Origin of the sequence: Bacillus sp. FSL K6-2865 (assembly GCF_040311405.1) — a bacterium.
GTDB lineage: Bacteria > Bacillota > Bacilli > Bacillales > Bacillaceae > Bacillus > Bacillus velezensis.
Genome location: NZ_CP152036.1, coordinates 470,716 through 487,846 on the forward strand (window position 1 = coordinate 470,716; position 17,131 = coordinate 487,846).

Consider the following 17,131-nt stretch of genomic DNA (forward strand, 5'->3'; position numbering starts at 1 on the left):
ATTCATGTTTATCCAAAAGACAGCCGAGGTAGACAAGAAATATGACATCGAACTAGAAGGAGGAACTTGACATGGAAAACTATCCGAAGGAATTCCCGGCGGAATCACAAAACCGCCAGCCGGGCATTGAAAGCGAAATGAATCCGGCGCCTGTTTATGAATACAAAGAATATAAAGGCGCTGATAAATTAAAAGGGAAAACCGCACTTATCACAGGGGGCGACAGCGGTATCGGACGCGCCGTAGCGGTTGCTTACGCGAAGGAAGGCGCAAATGTCGCGATCGTCTATTTTGATGAACACAGTGATGCGGAAGATACAAAAAAACGAGTGGAAGAAGAAGGCGTAAAATGTCTGTTAATCCCCGGCGATGTCGGTGAGGAAGACTTTTGCAATGAAGCGGTTGAAAAAACGGTTGAAGAATTCGGGCGTCTTGATATTCTCGTGAATAACGCCGCGGAACAGCATCCGAAAGAAAGCATTAAAGACATCACAAGCGAGCAGCTTCACAGAACCTTTAAAACAAACTTTTACTCACAATTTTATTTGACTAAAAAAGCGATTGATTACATGAAGCCGGGCAGCGCGATCATCAATACGACATCCATTAATCCTTACACAGGCAATCCGCAGCTGATTGACTACACGGCTACGAAAGGCGCGATTAACGGTTTTACGAGATCCATGGCGCAAGCGCTCGTCAACGACGGTATCCGTGTCAACGCCGTGGCGCCGGGGCCGATCTGGACACCGCTTATTCCGGCGACATTCTCAGAAGAAACAGTCGCTTCCTTCGGGCAGACTACGCCGATGGGCCGGGCAGGCCAGCCTGTTGAACATGTCGGCTGCTATGTGCTCTTGGCCTCAGACGAATCATCTTATATGACCGGACAGACGCTGCATGTCAACGGCGGCAAATTTGTAACCACATAAGGGGGCTGAAGCATGACGATATCGAAACATGATGTGAATGCATACTATCAAAAAGCGGGAATCGTTCTGACTGATAATGAAGTCGAAGACATTCAAATCATGGATTACGGCTTAGGCAAGCTTGAGAAAACCGGGCTTCAGCTGTTTATTTACGTGAATACCGACCGCTACTGTTCGAAAGAATTGGTGCTCTTCCCGCGCCAGACGTGTCCGGAACACCGCCATCCGCCGGTCGGGGGCGAGAAGGGAAAACAAGAGACATTCCGCTGCCGCTGGGGGAAGGTGTATCTCTACGTGGAAGGCGAAAAGACAGAGAACCCAAGCGTCCTCCCGCCGGAAGAAGACAAGGAATACTACACCGTCTGGCATGAGGTTGTGCTTGAGCCGGGCGGACAATACACCATTCCGCCGGATACGAAGCATTGGTTTCAAGCGGGAGAAGAAGGGGCGGTCGTCACGGAAATGTCATCGACAAGCACGGATGATCACGACATTTTCACCGACCCGCGCATTTAAGGATGAGGCTGCACGCCTCATCTTTTTTTGTATGGAAAAAAATGAATTTACCTGTATAATGGCTAATAAAGGAAAGAAGGTGCGGTCGTGTTTTCCTGTCAAATCCGGGAACATCTGACGATCAGATTGCTTGCCAAAGAAGATACGGACGAATTGTATTCTGTTATGAAGCGAAATCAAAACCATCTCAGCGAATGGCTCAGTTGGGCAGAAGAACTGGCTGATATCGATACGTACCGCGATGTGATCATCCCCGAATGGCGCTATAAATACGCGGAAGAAAATGGGTTTGACGCCGGAATTTTTGTGAAGGGCCGGTTTTGCGGCATGATCAGCATCCATAATGTCGATACAGCCAATCAAAAAGCAGAGATCGGCTACTGGCTGGATCGAGAGCATGAAGGATTCGGCATTATCACCGCAAGCTGCCGGGCGGTCATCACCCATGCATTTCAGGATCTCGGCCTGAACCGCATCATGATCAGCGCGGCTGAAAAAAACACGAAAAGCAGGGCGGTGGCGGAACGGCTCGGATTTCAGAGAGAAGGACTGACGAGAGAAGGCATTTTCGTACAGGGCGCCTATCATGACGCAGTGAAATACAGCATGCTGAAGCGGGAATGGAGCGAAGATCGGCAGAAGAGCACATTTCTTGGTTTAAATGTCTCCCCAATGTGGAAAAGTAAAAGCGGAGACGTTAAAAAGGAGTGATTCTTCATGAATCAAAATGAAATCAAAGAAAAAGTGCTAGAAGTACTGGATCATCATAAAGTCGGTTCGCTTGCGACGGTAGAGCAAGGCAAACCGCATTCACGCTACATGACATTTTTCCATGACGGCTTAACGATTTACACGCCGACGAGCAAAGACACTCATAAAGCGGAAGAAATTGAAAACAATCCGAATGTTCATATTCTGTTAGGGTATGACTGTGAAGGATTCGGAGACGCTTATGTGGAAGTGGCCGGAACCGCCAAACTGAACAACTCAGCCGATTTAAAAGAAAAGCTGTGGGATCCGAAACTGGAACGCTGGTTTGACGGAAAAGACGATCCGAATCTGGTGATTCTGGAAATTGAACCGAAGCAGATCAAGCTCATGAACGCGGGTGAAAAAAAGCCGGCCGAGCTGGAACTTTAATAAATCATTTGATTATTCAGGGGCAATCTGTTATAATTAACTGCTAAGTGACAACATGCAAATAAAAAAGAAAGTAAACTTCTTTTTTCTGTTTTGATATAGAAGCTTCAGGCTTCAACGGACAGCTTGAAAAAAAGCTGAGCTTATTCTTTTCCTTCTGATATTCGCCCCTAACGAAGAGATGGAAAAAAGACTTTTTGTTTTACAATTCACACCGGCGCGGCTTCGGAGCCGCAGTGACGATTGAGAGGTAGGGCTTTCGTTGTCTTGTGTTCAAGAACTTCCATGGTGTTTACTTTCGAAGAATGATTCTGTCGGAACTGTTAATACACGAATCACCCGCGGGCTAAGGCGGGCAACCATATATTATTTATTTGCGTAAGAAAAGAATAAGACAAAACCGCTCCGGACATCCGGGCGGTTTTTTTATGTAACCGGCCGAAACCTCGCCGCAGTCTGCAGAGTCTAATCAGTAGAAAAGATTTGGAGGAATCATACATTGCACGTTATTACTTCACAAGTACTGTTTATCTTCTGTTTTCTGCTGCTGATACATTCGATTGAAACGCTTGCCTATGCAACACGGCTTTCCGGCGCGAGAGTCGGTTTTATCGCGTCCGCGCTGTCATTATTTAATGTCATGGTCATCGTGTCTCGCATGTCAAACATGGTTCAGCAGCCGTTTACCGGACATCTGATTGATGCCGCCGGATCAAACGCCCTGTCTGTTGTGGATGCTCAGTTTCGATTTTTAATATTCGGCTCCACGATCGGAACGATGCTCGGCATCTGTCTTTTGCCGACATTCGTCGCGTTATTCTCCAGGGCGATTATACACTTGGCGGACGGAGGAGGCTCCGTCATGCAGGTATTTAAAAAAGGATTTTCACTGAACGGGCTGAAGCATGCGCGTTCTTATATCAGACTGCCGTCAGTCTCCTATTTAAAGGGGCTTCAATTCCGAATGATTCCGAAACGCTTGTTTGTCATTAATATGGTCATTACGTCTATTTACACGATCGGTGTTCTGTCCGCTCTGTACGCCGGCCTTCTGGCGCCTGAGCACAGCACGACCGCCGTGATGGCATCAGGCTTAATCAACGGAGTTGCGACTATGCTGTTGGCTGTGTTTGTTGACCCGAAAGTATCCGTACTGGCAGACGATGTGGCGAAGGGCAAGCGCAGCTACGTCTCCTTAAAATGGACATCGTTGACGATGGTGACATCAAGGGTGGCGGGCACGCTTCTCGCCCAGCTCGTATTCATCCCCGGCGCTTATTATATCGCCTGGGTGACGAAATGGATGTAACGCATGAAAAAAGCTCCTCTGCAGAAGAGGAGCTTTTTTATTGATAATGTCTCAGGCCGCGATCATAAATAAAATTACCGAACGGAATAAAGGCCGCGATAAAACCGGCGGCTGACCATTTCACATGCCATTTGACAGTAAACGCCACATACGCCAGCACCGCCAGATAAATGATAAACAAACCGCCGTGAATGGAACCGGCAATGGTGACGGCGAGCGGATGATGAGCCCAATACTTCAGCGGCATCGCGATAAACAGCAGCACCAAAAGCGACATTCCTTCAATAAACCCCATCGTGCGAAGTCTGCCGATAGGCGTGTGTAACATACAGCTCCCTCCTGTCGGACATCTTTTTTCCTCTATACTATAAGCAAAGGGCAGTCCTAATATGACCATTTCGCGTCAGTTCCTAAAAAACCTTTATTAATTCAGCCTGTTGTTCTTGTCATTTTTCGGATTTCTCTTGATAATATAGCCAAAAGGGTAAGGAAGGACTACAGTCATGAAACTAGATAATGTGGATCTGAGCATCATTAAAGAGCTGCAGCGGGACAGCCGCCTGTCCATGCGGGAACTGGGCAGAAAAATCAAATTGTCAGCCCCGTCCGTCACAGAGCGTGTCAGACAGCTTGAATCCTTCGGCGTCATTAAGCGCTATACATTGGACATTGATCAAAAAAAGATCGGGCTTCCTGTTTCCTGCATTGTCGAAGCGACAGTGAAAAACGGAAAATACGATCAATTCAAAACCTACATTCAATCCATTCCCAACATTGAATTTTGTTTTCGGGTCGCCGGGGCGGCGTGTTATATGCTGAAGATGAACGCGGACAGCCTGGAAACGATCGAACACTTCATCAACCGCACCTCTCCGTATGCCCAAACCGTGACCCACGTCATTTTCTCAGAAATTGACACAAAAAACGTCCTCGATTAGAGGGAGCGTGAGGAAGTCTGTTATAATAACAGGATGATTGTGAAAGAAAGAGAAGTGAAAAGCATGTCAAAAACAGTTGTATTAGCTGAAAAACCTTCAGTCGGCCGGGACTTGGCCCGCGTTCTGAAGTGTCATAAAAAAGGAAACGGATATCTTGAAGGCGACCGCTACATCGTCACATGGGCGCTCGGGCATCTGGTAACGCTCGCTGACCCTGAAGGATACGGCAAAGAATTTCAATCATGGCGGCTTGAGGATCTGCCGATTATTCCGGAGCCTTTAAAGCTCGTCGTCATAAAAAAAACAGGAAAACAGTTCAATGCGGTCAAAGCTCAGCTTGTCCGGAAAGACGTCACCCAGATCGTAATCGCTACAGACGCAGGACGGGAAGGGGAGCTTGTGGCCCGCTGGATTATCGAAAAGGCAAACGTCCGCAAACCGATTAAGCGGCTGTGGATTTCCTCTGTGACGGATAAGGCGATTAAAGAAGGATTTCAAAAGCTCCGCAGCGGCAAAGAGTACGAAAACCTGTATCATTCCGCCGTTGCCAGAGCGGAAGCGGATTGGATCGTCGGCATCAACGCGACCCGCGCCCTGACGACGAAATTTAACGCACAGCTGTCATGCGGACGCGTCCAGACTCCGACATTGGCGATGATCGCCAAGCGTGAAGCGGACATTCAGGCGTTCAAACCCGTTCCTTATTACGGTCTCCGCGCGGCGGCTGATCAGATGACGCTGACATGGCAGGATAAAAAAACAAAGCAGACAAGAACATTCGATCAGACGGTGACCGGCCGTTTGGCAACAGATCTCCAAGGAAAGCCGGCGGTCATTTCAGAATTGAAAAAAACGGCGAAGAAAAGCTTCGCTCCCGGTCTTTACGACTTGACGGAATTGCAGCGGGACGCTCATAAGCGCTTCGGTTTCTCCGCAAAAGAGACGCTGTCCGTGCTTCAAAAGCTGTATGAACAGCATAAACTTGTCACTTACCCGCGGACGGATTCCAGATTCCTTTCCGCAGACCTCGTGCCGACTTTAAAAGACCGTTTAAACGGCATGGAAGTTAAGCCGTACGCACAGTACGTCAATCAAATACTGAAGCGGGGCGTCAAAGCGCATAAAGGATTTGTCAATGATGCGAAAGTATCGGATCACCATGCCATCATTCCGACAGAGGAGCCGCTGATCCTTTCAAGCCTCAGCGACAAAGAACGAAAGCTTTACGACCTGATTGCCAAACGTTTTCTCGCCGTGTTAATGCCGGCGTTCGAATACGAAGAAACAAAGGTCACAGCCGATATCGGCGGCGAAACATTTACCGCAAAAGGGAAAACGGTTCAATCGCCTGGCTGGAAAGCCGTGTATGATATGTACGAGGATGACGACGATCATGAGGAAGACAAAGACCAGACGCTCCCGGATCTTCAGCAGGGTCAGCGCCTCACTGTCTCATCACTGAAAGAAACGAGCGGACAGACGAAACCGCCGGCGCGCTTTAATGAAGGCACGCTGTTATCTGCGATGGAGAACCCAAGCGCCTTTATGCAGGGAGAAGAGAAGAACCTTGTGAAAACATTGGGTGAAACCGGCGGACTCGGAACAGTCGCCACCCGCGCTGATATCATTGAAAAACTGTTCAACAGTTTCTTGATCGAGAAAAAAGAAAAAGATATTTTTATTACGTCAAAAGGGAAGCAGCTCTTACAGCTCGTCCCGGAAGATTTAAAATCACCGGCCTTAACCGCTGAGTGGGAGCAAAAGCTCTCCGCCATCGCAGCGGGCAAACTGAAATCCGCCGTGTTCATTAAAGACATGAAAACATATGCGGGCAAAACGGTGAAGGAAATCAAAAACAGCAGCCAAACCTTCAGACATGACAACATTTCAGGCACCGCCTGCCCTGATTGCGGCAAAATGATGCTTAAAGTCAACGGCAAACGCGGCACGATGCTCGTATGTCAGGATCGTGAGTGCGGCAGCCGGAAAACGCTGGCAAGAAAAACAAACGCCCGCTGTCCGAACTGTCATAAGAAAATGGAGCTTCGCGGCCAGGGCGAAGGCCAAACCTTCGCATGTGTATGCGGCCACCGGGAGAAACTGTCCGTCTTTGAAAAGCGCAAGGCGAAAGATAAATCCGGACGCGCATCCAAGCGGGACATCAACTCTTATATGAAAAGCCAAAACAAAGAGGAGCCGATGAACAACGCGCTGGCAGAACAGCTGAAAAAACTCGGCCTGGATAAATAGATCAGAGAAAGGCAGCATTTGTAAAGAAATGCTGCCTTTTGTTGTGTTTTTAACTGTAATGGGAATACGATCCAGACGAAGAGGGAAAAGGTGAGCAGACGGCGCTCCCATTTAAAATTTCCCAATGTGAAAAAATGCTAGTATTCTTTTATCGTTTCCTATATAGTAAAAATACTTTGTGAAAAAATAAGATAAGGGTCTAAAAAAGGATTTATAAAATAGGAGGATGGACTGTGAAGCAATTCGTTTTTCGTCTGATGATCCTTTTGATTTCGATCGTTCTGACGGCGGGGTGCGCGGAGGCCGGCACTAAAAAACAGGCGGCAGCCGAACCGTCCGTGCCGCTTCAGCCCGCAGAGCATTTTATTTATCATAAATTGATGAACGGGCGGGGGATGATCCGGACGAACATAACCGGTGAGCCGGAATATTTATCAGAGTCTCTCGGACTATGGATGGCATTTTTGCTGAACAGGAAAGATGAACGGCAGTTTCAAGCGCAATATCAGCTTCTCACCGATTCGTTTCTGACGAAAAACGAGCTCGTGTCGTGGAAGATTGACGGGAATAAAGCGAGCGGCACCAATGCCTTAATTGACGATTTCAGAATCATGAACTGTCTGAATGAGGCCGGAACCCTATGGGGAAACAGTGAATACGGGAAAACAGCGGTGCAGATCGGGAAGGCGCTGGAAAAATACAATACGAATGACGGGTATTTTACGGATTATTATGATGCCGCTTCAAATGCCGCGTCAAAGACCGTGACGTTGTCCTATGTCGATCCCGGCGCCTTACAGATGCTCAGAGAAAAGGGGATTATCGATGAGAAAACGGAAAACCGGAACCTCGATGTTCTCAATCTTGCGCCCCTGAAAAATGGTTTTTTGCCGAAATCGTTCAATACCGAAACTAGGGAATACAAATATGACAGCGAAGTCAATGTTATCGACCAGCTGTATGCCGCCGTGAATCTGAAGCGGGGCGATGGCAAAGCCGCTGTGCTGTCGAAATGGATTATAAAGGAATTTAAGTCGCGCGGACAGCTGTACGGACGATACAGCGCAGACACGAAGGAGCCGGCGGTTCAATACGAATCACCGTCCGTTTACGCCCTGGCCGTTCTTTTTTTAGCAGAACAAAAAGCTGATCCGGCTGTCATCAAGCCGCTTTATGAAAGAATGACTTCATTTGAAACACTGGACACGCTGAAACCTGATTACGGCGGCTATATGAGCGGGGGCGATACACATTCTTTCGATAACCTGCTGCCGCTTCTGGCTGAAAGGAAATTGTTTAATGAAAATATCATTCAATGAATCACAAAAACTGTGCAGCTACACAGCAGTTATGCTGGTGCTGCTGTCTTTTTTTATTTACTATGCGTCTCAGCAATCCGCAGGGCTTCTGATAACCTGCATCACATTGCTTGTCACGGGAGCCGGCATATGGTTCGGGGCAATCTACGCGCTCGTCATTACCTTACTCGTCTTATTTGTTCTCGGCAGCCTGCTCCTGTGGTTTCAGACCGGGAGCTTTATGGCGTCTGCCGGTGCCGAAAGTCTGCAGGTGCTGGTCATTTGGGGGATTGCGCTGCTGCTCTTTTCTTACATAGCGGGAAGGATTCACGAGTTGGCGAAGGGGCTTGAGCGCTCAGTGAAACAGCTGCGTGAAGAGATTACGAGCTTTGTCGCCGTCGACAGGGTGACCGGCTTTGACAACCATCTGCGGATGAAGCTGGAGCTTTCTGAGGAAATCAAGCGGGCGGAACGCTACGGTAATTCCTTCGTCTTTTTGCTGCTGCACATGCATTATTTCAAGGAATTCAAATCCCTCTACGGAGAAAAAGAGACCGACCGCCTGCTGGCATTTATCAGCCGCCAAATCCGGTCAAGCGTTCGGGAAACAGACAAAAAATTCAGGCCGTCCGCCGAACGGTTCGGCATCGTGCTGACCCATACGCCTGAAGAACACATCCCGGCCGTTCTGTCGAAGCTGAAAAAGGAATTGGATACGTACCGGCTGCAAAACGGTAAATACGTCTCCATCACCTTCCGTGTATGTTACTTGGCGTACCGAAAGGATTTACAAACGGCCGAGCAATTTTTAAATGAACTGGAAAACGAGATGATGATGAATGAACTCTAAATGGATACGTCTCTTACTCTCGGCGCTCTTCATGATTTCGGCGGTTTATGTTCCCCTTACGGCGGAAGCAAAAGACAAAAAGGACGGCATTCTCATTATTTATACAAGCACGGACGGCAAAGAAACCGCTGAGGTCAAAATGCTTGATCTGACCGCGGGCCATTTCTCATCCGCCGTCACCGTGAAAAGCGACGGAGACATCACAGCCGCGGACCTCAAAAAGAATCGGCGGGTCATCTATTACGGCGTCACGAAAAAAAAGCTCAGCACATCATTTGTGTCTCTGATCAGCAGCATGCCGCAGCAGCTTATCACCATCGGCTATAACGCCGGACAGTTCCGCCAATTTGCGGGTTTGTCCCTGACAGAGAAAGAAACGGTATACCGCATTTACGGCAAAGAAGAAAAAACAGACATGCCGCTTGAAAAAGGGATGTCCGTGCTCGGCGTATCGGGAGTAAAAGGAAAGTCCCTTTATACATACCGGTCCGGTGACGGCAGCACCCGCCCTTTTATGTGGAAAACGGCGCGCTCTGACTATTATTTCGGTGTGACGAGCCTGTTAAATGATTCGTTTCTGACGGCGAAAGCGCTGCGCAACGCATTCGGAGAATCAGCGGGCGGCACCCTCCTTTATTTACGGCTTGAAGACATCAGTCCGATGTCAGATGAAACATTGCTTTACGAAGCGGGCGCTTACCTGCATAAAAGACACATTCCGTTTATTCTGGCGGTCATTCCGGTCTATCTCAATCCGGAAAACGGAGAAAAAGTATACCTGGCGGACAAGCCGAAAATGGTCAGCGTCCTGAAAAAACTTCAGCAAATGGGCGGCAGCATCATTATTCACGGCTACACGCACGCATACCGATACAGCGAAACGGGAGAAGGCTTTGAATTTTGGGATGCCAAAGCGGATCAGCCGATTACGTCAGAAAATGCGGATGATACTCCGGTCAAGCTTGAAAAGGAACAGGATTTTCCGAATGAAAAAGCGTACCGGGCGTATGTGAAGCCTTTCCGTGAAAAAGAAAAAATCTACACGAGAACGAAGCTGGAGCAGGCGATTGACGATCTGACAGAGCTCGGCCTTTACCCGCTGTCATTCGAAGCGCCGCACTATACGATGTCTGAAGAAGGCTACAAAATCGCATCTTCTTATTTCTCCAGCATTTTCGGACAAGTGCAGCTCAGCGGCACGACGTGGAAAACCTCGGGCGCCCCTCCGTTCGTCTCAAAGCCGGCTATGCTTGACGGGATGACGCTGTACCCTGAAACAATCGGTTATGCCGATAACTCAAAGGAAAATCGGCTCGGAGATATGGAGAATCATATTTCGCAGATGATTGATTTCGGCGGCGGAACGGCGGGCGGTTTCTACCATCCGTATCTCGGCATGAAATACCTCCCCGAGCTCGTCAATCAGATGGAGCGGATTCCCGGCGGCGAGTGGCTCGATCTGAAGAAAACGAAGCAAACGGTAACGTCGGACAGCGTCAGGATCAAAACGGACGGAGACGGAACCATTCATGTGGAAAACAAGATTCATCCGATAACGGCCTTTTTCAATCACCATCAGCAGACGCCTCTGGAAAAAGCGCTTTGGATTCTCTCCGGCGTGGTGTTATTGTTTATCATCATGTTCGCCTGCTACGTCCTTTATTTGCGCGCCACATTAAAAAAACGAATTTTTAAGGAGAGAAGGAGCCTTGAGTAACATTCTGTTTTTTATCTCATTAAGTTTAATATGGGTGATGCTTCTCTATCACATGTTTCTGATGCAGGGCGGATTCAGGCATTATATGACCTTCGAACGGAACATTCCGAAATGGCGCGCAAAGATGGGGGAGCTCCCGAAGGTCAGCGTGCTCATTCCCGCGCATAACGAAGAGGTCGTCATCAGGCAGACGCTGAAGGCGATGGTGAATCTGTATTATCCGAAAGACAGGCTTGAGATCATCGTCGTTAATGATAACTCCTCCGACCGGACGGGAGACATCGTCAATGAATTTTCCCGTCAGTATGACTTCATTAAAATGGTCATTACAAAGCCCCCGAACGCCGGAAAAGGAAAATCTTCGGCGCTGAACTCAGGGTTCGCGGAATCGAACGGAGACGTGATCTGCGTGTATGATGCGGACAACACGCCGGAAAAAATGGCGGTGTACTACCTGGTTCTCGGTCTGATGAATGATGAGAAAGCGGGAGCGGTTGTCGGGAAATTCCGTGTCATCAACGCGGCCAAAACGATCCTGACGAAGTTTATCAATATTGAAACCATCTGCTTTCAGTGGATGGCGCAGGGCGGCAGATGGAAATGGTTCAAAATCGCCACCATCCCGGGAACGAACTTCGCGATCAGGCGGAGCATTATCGAACAGCTCGGCGGCTGGGATGATAAGGCGCTGGCGGAGGATACCGAGCTGACCATCCGCGTGTATAATCTCGGCTATCATATCCGCTTTTTCCCGGCGGCTGTGACATGGGAGCAGGAGCCTGAGACATGGAAGGTGTGGTGGCGTCAGCGGACAAGATGGGCGCGCGGCAACCAATACGTTGTTCTCAAGTTTTTATCCCAATTTTTTAAGCTGAAACGCAAGCGGATCATCTTCGATCTGTTTTATTTCTTTTTTACGTATTTTTTGTTTTTCTTCGGTGTGATCATGTCAAACACGATTTTTATCATCAATCTTTTTTACGACCTGCATCTGGCAGTCGGGTTTTTGGCGATGATTTTGTGGATACTGGCCTTTTTCCTGTTTATGACTGAGGTCATGATTACTTTAAGCATTGAAAAAACAGAAATGAACAAACAAAACTTCTTTATCGTATTTCTGATGTACTTTACATACTCCCAGGCTTGGATCGTGCTCGTCATCTGGTCATTATTCACAGAGATCAAGCACCGCTTGTTCAAGCAGGAAGTCAAGTGGTACAAAACGGAGCGATACAATCAAAATAAAAGCGGGTGACCTTTTTGAAAAAAGCGATCATATTGATAACTGGCCTTTTGCTATTGATGTCTAACGGGCAGGCGGCCGCGGCCCGGGAACTGAAAACGGACGGTTCCGCCCTCGGAACAAGCGCCGGCGCAAAAGAGCAGCAGGCGCTGACTGGCGATCTGATGACACTGTACGGGGCGAAAGACAGTGCAGAGCTGACCTATCAGATTCCTGCGGGAGCTTCGAATGCCGATCAGTCGCTTCTGATTGATTACGAGGCGTCAAACTTATTAATTGCCCCGTCTTCTTTAACCATCGCCATTGATGATGAACCCGTCAAATCCATTAAGCTTGACGGCAGTTCCAAGCGGAAAACGGTGAAGCTCAATCTCAGCAAAAGCCAATCCGCCCAAGGCTTTCACAATGTATCATTACGATTTTACGGCGTATTAAAAGAGGGCGTCTGCGTCAGGCAGGATACGTCAGGCAACTGGATAAAAATTTATCCGGACAGCCGCCTTGTGCTTTCAGAAGCAAGCAAGTCAAAGGGAGCGGATCTCGGCCATTTCCCGTATCCGTTTGCCCAATCAGGCAATACGGGTGAAGAAACCGATATTATTCTTCCTGACAAACCGACCTCGGCGGAAGCTGAAGCCGCAGTAAAAACAGAAGCATTTCTGAAAACGGCAGACAGCAGGCTGAAGGTATCCTATGTAAAAGAATCCGACGCCGGCAAAATCAGCAATCCGTCAATTGTCATCGGCGCTGATCAGCATTGGAACGGGAAAATAAAAGAGCTTTTCGAACGCGGGAACATCAAAGCGAAAGGAAACAGACTTCTTCTCGCTGAACGGGTTCTGACATCAGGGGACAAACGGCAGCCCGTCCTGTTTGTCACGGCGCAATCAGACAAAACGCTGGCGGATAAAATCCGCGTCATCACAGACAGCGCTTATTCAAGCCAGCTGGGCGGAGATACTTTGACAATCGGCCGCCTTCAGCCCGCTGCGGAAAAGACAGGCAATAAACTGACACTAGAGGACTTCGGCGCGGGAAATGTAACGGTTGGATCAAACAAAACGGCGTCAGAGCACTTCTTTTACCCTGCGGCGGCCGCTGTTGATAAAGACGGTAAGGTCAAGCTTTCACTTACGTTAAAAACGTCGGAATCGATCCGGACGAAGGCGGATTCAGCAAATGACGCCGAGAGAGCGGAGCTGAACGTCATGGTCAACGGACAGCCGAATGCGGTGCGTCTTGATGATCTCGGCAATCAAGATAAAGACGGCTTTTACCACGTCTCAATCCCGATTGATCCCAAGCTTTTGCGAAGCAGCAGGTACATTGATCTGCAATTTGTCACATCAGGTTTGAAACATAACAATCCGTGTATCGACCGTGACGAAAACAAATGGGTCTATATTGATAAAAGCAGCACGCTGACGTATCCGGTAAGCGATGCGGCGCAGAAAGCTGATTTCGGGCAATGGCCGCTCCCGTTTGCGGGCGGCGGGAAAGAGAAAACAGTGATCGTCATCCCGGATGGCGTAAACATGCAGACACTGAAAGAGCTTTCTCTGGTGGCGGATTCATTCGGAAACGGCTTTACCGTAAAGACGGCATCAGACATGAAGGAAGCGGATGCCAAAGGCCGGAATGTTGTGTTTATCGGAGGCCTGCCGCAAATCCCGCTTTTAAAGTCAAACGCCTCTAAGCTTCTCGTGCCGTCAGACCGCAGCGGCGCGTACGATGTTTCTTCGTTTCAGATGCTGAATGAGACGACGAAACAAGTCGCGTTTACCCAGGAATCACCTTGGGACTCCGGCCGGAGCATCGCTGTTTTTGCTCCGTTATCAGGAAGCGGCGCGTCTGTCACAAAAGAGCTGATCAGCTTTTTAGACAGCACAAGCGATGCCGCAACCGTCATTAACGAAACAGCCGGCCGGCAGCTGTTTTCGAATCATCAGCAAATCAAGTCCGATGACAGCAGTCCAGCGGCTGATACGAAGAGCCCGTCCGCAGCACTGAACGTTACGTATATTGCTGTTTTCGCGGCACTTATGATCATTGCGGCCGGTCTGATCTGGCTGACGGCAAGAAGGAAAAAAAGAAAAGCGGATCATGAAAAAAGCGAAGAGTAATGAAGGAAAAAGAGGCCGTTCACAGGCCTCTTTTTTTGTATTTTTATTTCCATTTTTGGCGGTGATTTTTTTATTTTTGAAACAGCATAAAAGCCCCTTTACAACTGAACGGGACGGGAGTATGATCTCTTTTATAATCTATATCGCTTAATCTGTAATCAGAGCGGGGGAACCAATTTGCGGCGCGTAATGCCGCTTGGGGTGAATCCTTTTTCAGGTAGGGCCAACTCTCATCAGCCCGAATCCGACAGCTAACCTCGTAAGCGTTCATGAGAGGAGATGAATGAAACCTGTGCACGATTATGGCGCAGGGGCATCCGTTTGCCTCTGTGTCTTTTTGCTGTGCTGAAATATGGCATGCAATCAGCATTCGGAGACATCATAGCAGTAAGGGTTTGTAAATCAAACGGAAAATGAAAAAAAGGGGAAGACAACAAATGTACCATTCAATCAAAAGATTTTTGATTGGGAAACCGCTGAAATCACAGGCGGCCGGAGAGCAAAAACTCACGAAACTCAAGGCGCTCGCCATGCTTTCTTCAGACGCGCTGTCATCAGTTGCTTACGGAACGGAACAGATTCTGATCATTTTGGCTGCGGTAAGCGCGGCCGCGTTTTGGTATTCCATTCCGATCGCAGCCGGTGTTCTCATTTTGCTGCTTGCTTTGATTCTGTCCTATAGACAGATTATTTACGCTTATCCGCAAGGCGGAGGCGCTTATATGGTTTCTAAAGAGAATCTTGGTGAGAAGCCCGGCCTGATTGCGGGCGGCTCATTGCTTGTTGATTATATTCTGACGGTGGCGGTAAGCATTTCTGCCGGAACTGACGCGATTACATCGGCATTTCCGGCCCTGCACCCGTATCATTTGCTCATTGCTGTTTTGCTTGTGATTCTGATTATGATTTTAAATTTGAGAGGACTGTCAGAGTCGGCGTCCATTTTGGCGTATCCCGTCTATCTGTTTGTGGCGGCGCTTGTCCTTTTGATCGTCGTCGGGCTGTTTAAACTCATGACGGGCCAGGTTCATCCGGCCGAACACACGCCGATCGGCACACCTGTGGCGGGCATCACGCTGTTTTTATTGCTGAAGGCCTTTTCTTCGGGCTGTTCGGCACTGACCGGTGTTGAAGCCATTTCAAACGCGATCCCGGCCTTTAAAAATCCTCCGGCAAAAAACGCGGCCCGCACTTTGGCCATGATGGGGATTCTGCTGGCGATCTTATTTACGGGGATTACGGTGCTGGCGTACGGCTACGGCACGGGTCCGAAGCCTGACGAGACCGTTATTTCACAAATCGCCGCGGAAACCTTCGGCCGCCATACGGTGTATTATTTCATTCAAGGCGTTACATCATTGATTCTCGTGCTTGCGGCGAATACGGGCTTTTCCGCATTTCCGCAGCTGGCGTTTAATTTAGCGCGCGATCAGTATATGCCGAGAATGTTTACGGTACGAGGCGACCGGTTAGGCTTTTCAAACGGCATCATCTTCCTCGGTATCGCGTCCATCCTGCTCATTCTTTTATTCGGCGGCCGCACGGAACATTTAATTCCGCTTTATGCCGTCGGCGTGTTCATTCCGTTTACGCTGTCGCAGACGGGAATGTGCATCAAGTGGATCAGGCAGAAGCCGAAGGGCTGGGCGGTAAAAATGCTGATTAACTCATGCGGCGCCGCCATTTCATTTATGGTGCTGTGTATTTTATTCGCAACGAAGTTCAATCTTGTCTGGCCGGTGCTGTTATTCATGCCTGCTGTCGTGATGCTGTTTTTCGTCATTAAAAATCACTACACCGCGGTCAGTGAACAGCTGCGGGTCGTTGATCAGCAGCCTGAGGAAATCAGGGGAACCGTCGTCATCGTGCCTGTCGCCGGTGTCACCACCGTCGTCCAAAAATCGATTCAGTATGCGAAATCATTATCGGATCAGGTCATTGCGGTTCATGTTTCCTTTGACAGAGAAAACGAAAAAAAGGTGGAAAAACGCTGGGAAGAACTTCATAACGGCGTCCGCCTCGTCACCCTGCATTCCTCATATCGCAGTCTGGTTCATCCGTTTGATAAGTTTTTAGAAACGGTCGAACAGAAAGCGAAAAAAGAACAGTTCTCCGTGATGGTGCTGTTTCCGCAATTTATTACGAAAAAACGCTGGCAGACCATCCTTCACAACCAATCAGCCTTCTTGCTCCGCGTCCGGCTGTTTTGGAAGAAGGACATCATCGTCGCCACCCTGCCGTATCATTTTAAAAAGTAACGGCAAAGACCGCAGGCTAAAATGCCGCGGTCTTTTTTGTAAAGGAGGACGACATGGCACAAGGCGCTTTTGTCATCATACAAAATGACGGGCGGGACATATTGCTCGTAAAACGAAAAGACGTTCCACTATGGGATTTGCCCGGGGGCGGGATTGAAGAAGGTGAAACACCTGAAGCCGCAGCCGTCAGAGAGGCCTTCGAAGAAACCGGGTATAACGTGACCATCCTGCAAAAATCCGGTGAGTATGAAAGGCCGGCATTTGAAGATACACAGCACGTTTTCATTGGAACCATTACCGGAGGAACATCGCTGATGAACGGGCCGGAAACCGCCGCATTACGCTGGTTTTGTCCTAATCGGCTGCCGCTGTTCATGGTGCCGAACAGAAAATGGCAAATAAAAGACGGACTCAATGGGGCGGCAAATCCGTAAGGCAGTCCTTAAAGACCGAAATCTGTTATCCATCCTTGATCTGCTAAGAAAAAAGCTGAGAGTATAGCCCGTGTTTCAACCCGTATGAAAAAGGGGATGAATACAGGTAAAAGGAGGATGCAG

14 protein-coding genes, 1 pseudogene and 1 riboswitch are annotated in these 17,131 nt (G+C 48.7%); of the genes and pseudogenes, 14 read left to right on the top strand and 1 reads right to left on the bottom strand.

All coding sequences use genetic code 11. The features are described 5' to 3' along the window. The first annotated feature begins 71 nt into the window (after positions 1-71). The 5 genes from NYE42_RS02225 (at position 72) to NYE42_RS02245 (ending at position 3,897) form a co-directional block, all read left to right on the top strand. Entirely contained in the window at positions 72-932 is an 861-nt protein-coding gene (locus NYE42_RS02225) for an SDR family oxidoreductase (protein ID WP_265451324.1), read from the top strand. A 12-nt stretch (positions 933-944) separates the two neighbouring features. Further along, positions 945-1,448, top strand: coding sequence for a D-lyxose/D-mannose family sugar isomerase (locus NYE42_RS02230; protein ID WP_015416839.1), 504 nt, complete (start codon positions 945-947; stop codon positions 1,446-1,448). 87 nt (positions 1,449-1,535) lie between these two features. After that, on the top strand, positions 1,536-2,159 hold the full coding sequence (locus NYE42_RS02235) for a GNAT family protein (RefSeq protein ID WP_352426731.1): 624 nt from the start codon (positions 1,536-1,538) through the stop codon (positions 2,157-2,159). 6 nt (positions 2,160-2,165) lie between these two features. Beyond that, positions 2,166-2,588, top strand: a complete 423-nt coding sequence (locus tag NYE42_RS02240) for a pyridoxamine 5'-phosphate oxidase family protein (protein WP_352426732.1) — start codon at positions 2,166-2,168, stop codon at positions 2,586-2,588. A 499-nt stretch (positions 2,589-3,087) separates the two neighbouring features. Further along, a complete protein-coding gene (locus NYE42_RS02245) occupies positions 3,088-3,897 on the top strand; it encodes a lipid II flippase Amj family protein (protein WP_060675201.1) in 810 nt (269 codons plus the stop codon). Between the two features lie 37 nt (positions 3,898-3,934). Here the strand turns inward: NYE42_RS02245 and NYE42_RS02250 are convergent, their stop codons facing one another. Beyond that, a complete protein-coding gene (locus NYE42_RS02250; RefSeq protein ID WP_199022348.1) occupies positions 3,935-4,225 on the bottom strand; it encodes a DUF3817 domain-containing protein in 291 nt (96 codons plus the stop codon). Positions 4,226-4,400: 175 nt separating this feature from the next. Here NYE42_RS02250 and NYE42_RS02255 point away from each other — a divergent pair, with 175 nt between their 5' ends. From NYE42_RS02255 to NYE42_RS02295, 9 genes and pseudogenes are all read left to right on the top strand, one after another. Further along, positions 4,401-4,835 (top strand): Lrp/AsnC family transcriptional regulator, encoded by a 435-nt coding sequence (locus tag NYE42_RS02255; protein WP_007410180.1) that lies wholly within the window; start codon positions 4,401-4,403, stop codon positions 4,833-4,835. A gap of 63 nt (positions 4,836-4,898) precedes the next feature. Next, positions 4,899-7,085, top strand: coding sequence for a DNA topoisomerase III (locus tag NYE42_RS02260; RefSeq protein ID WP_352426733.1), 2,187 nt, complete (start codon positions 4,899-4,901; stop codon positions 7,083-7,085). A gap of 233 nt (positions 7,086-7,318) precedes the next feature. After that, positions 7,319-8,404 (top strand): lipoprotein YdaJ, encoded by a 1,086-nt coding sequence (locus NYE42_RS02265; RefSeq protein ID WP_352426734.1) that lies wholly within the window; start codon positions 7,319-7,321, stop codon positions 8,402-8,404. Next, positions 8,385-9,233, top strand: a complete 849-nt coding sequence (locus NYE42_RS02270; protein WP_352426735.1) for a diguanylate cyclase — start codon at positions 8,385-8,387, stop codon at positions 9,231-9,233. The genes NYE42_RS02265 and NYE42_RS02270 overlap by 20 nt, the downstream gene beginning before the upstream one ends. Beyond that, positions 9,223-10,950, top strand: coding sequence for a DUF2334 domain-containing protein (locus NYE42_RS02275; RefSeq protein WP_095352388.1), 1,728 nt, complete (start codon positions 9,223-9,225; stop codon positions 10,948-10,950). Before NYE42_RS02270 ends, NYE42_RS02275 begins: the two co-directional genes overlap by 11 nt. Beyond that, a complete protein-coding gene (locus NYE42_RS02280; protein WP_017419244.1) occupies positions 10,943-12,205 on the top strand; it encodes a glycosyltransferase in 1,263 nt (420 codons plus the stop codon). Before NYE42_RS02275 ends, NYE42_RS02280 begins: the two co-directional genes overlap by 8 nt. A 5-nt stretch (positions 12,206-12,210) precedes the next feature. Next, complete coding sequence (locus NYE42_RS02285) at positions 12,211-14,316, top strand: cellulose biosynthesis cyclic di-GMP-binding regulatory protein BcsB (RefSeq protein WP_095352387.1); 2,106 nt, start codon at positions 12,211-12,213, stop codon at positions 14,314-14,316. A 134-nt stretch (positions 14,317-14,450) separates the two neighbouring features. Then, a riboswitch (cyclic di-AMP (ydaO/yuaA leader) is annotated at positions 14,451-14,597 on the top strand. A 156-nt stretch (positions 14,598-14,753) separates the two neighbouring features. Next, positions 14,754-16,574, top strand: coding sequence for an APC family permease (locus NYE42_RS02290; protein WP_144664519.1), 1,821 nt, complete (start codon positions 14,754-14,756; stop codon positions 16,572-16,574). A 53-nt stretch (positions 16,575-16,627) separates the two neighbouring features. Then, positions 16,628-17,075 (top strand): annotated as a pseudogene (locus tag NYE42_RS02295) (NUDIX hydrolase). The last annotated feature ends 56 nt before the right edge of the window (positions 17,076-17,131 follow it).

Excerpts from the sequence above, each read along its gene's own strand:
- NYE42_RS02260 (WP_352426733.1), top strand. The coding sequence starts at position 4,899 with ATGTCAAAAACAGTTGTATTAGCTGAAAAACCTTCAGTCGGCCGGGAC.
- NYE42_RS02240 (WP_352426732.1), top strand. The coding sequence starts at position 2,166 with ATGAATCAAAATGAAATCAAAGAAAAAGTGCTAGAAGTACTGGATCAT.
- NYE42_RS02250 (WP_199022348.1), bottom strand. The coding sequence starts at position 4,225 with ATGTTACACACGCCTATCGGCAGACTTCGCACGATGGGGTTTATTGAA.
- NYE42_RS02275 (WP_095352388.1), top strand. The coding sequence starts at position 9,223 with ATGAACTCTAAATGGATACGTCTCTTACTCTCGGCGCTCTTCATGATT.
- NYE42_RS02255 (WP_007410180.1), top strand. The coding sequence starts at position 4,401 with ATGAAACTAGATAATGTGGATCTGAGCATCATTAAAGAGCTGCAGCGG.
- NYE42_RS02290 (WP_144664519.1), top strand. The coding sequence starts at position 14,754 with ATGTACCATTCAATCAAAAGATTTTTGATTGGGAAACCGCTGAAATCA.
- NYE42_RS02230 (WP_015416839.1), top strand. The coding sequence starts at position 945 with ATGACGATATCGAAACATGATGTGAATGCATACTATCAAAAAGCGGGA.
- NYE42_RS02225 (WP_265451324.1), top strand. The coding sequence starts at position 72 with ATGGAAAACTATCCGAAGGAATTCCCGGCGGAATCACAAAACCGCCAG.
- NYE42_RS02270 (WP_352426735.1), top strand. The coding sequence starts at position 8,385 with ATGAAAATATCATTCAATGAATCACAAAAACTGTGCAGCTACACAGCA.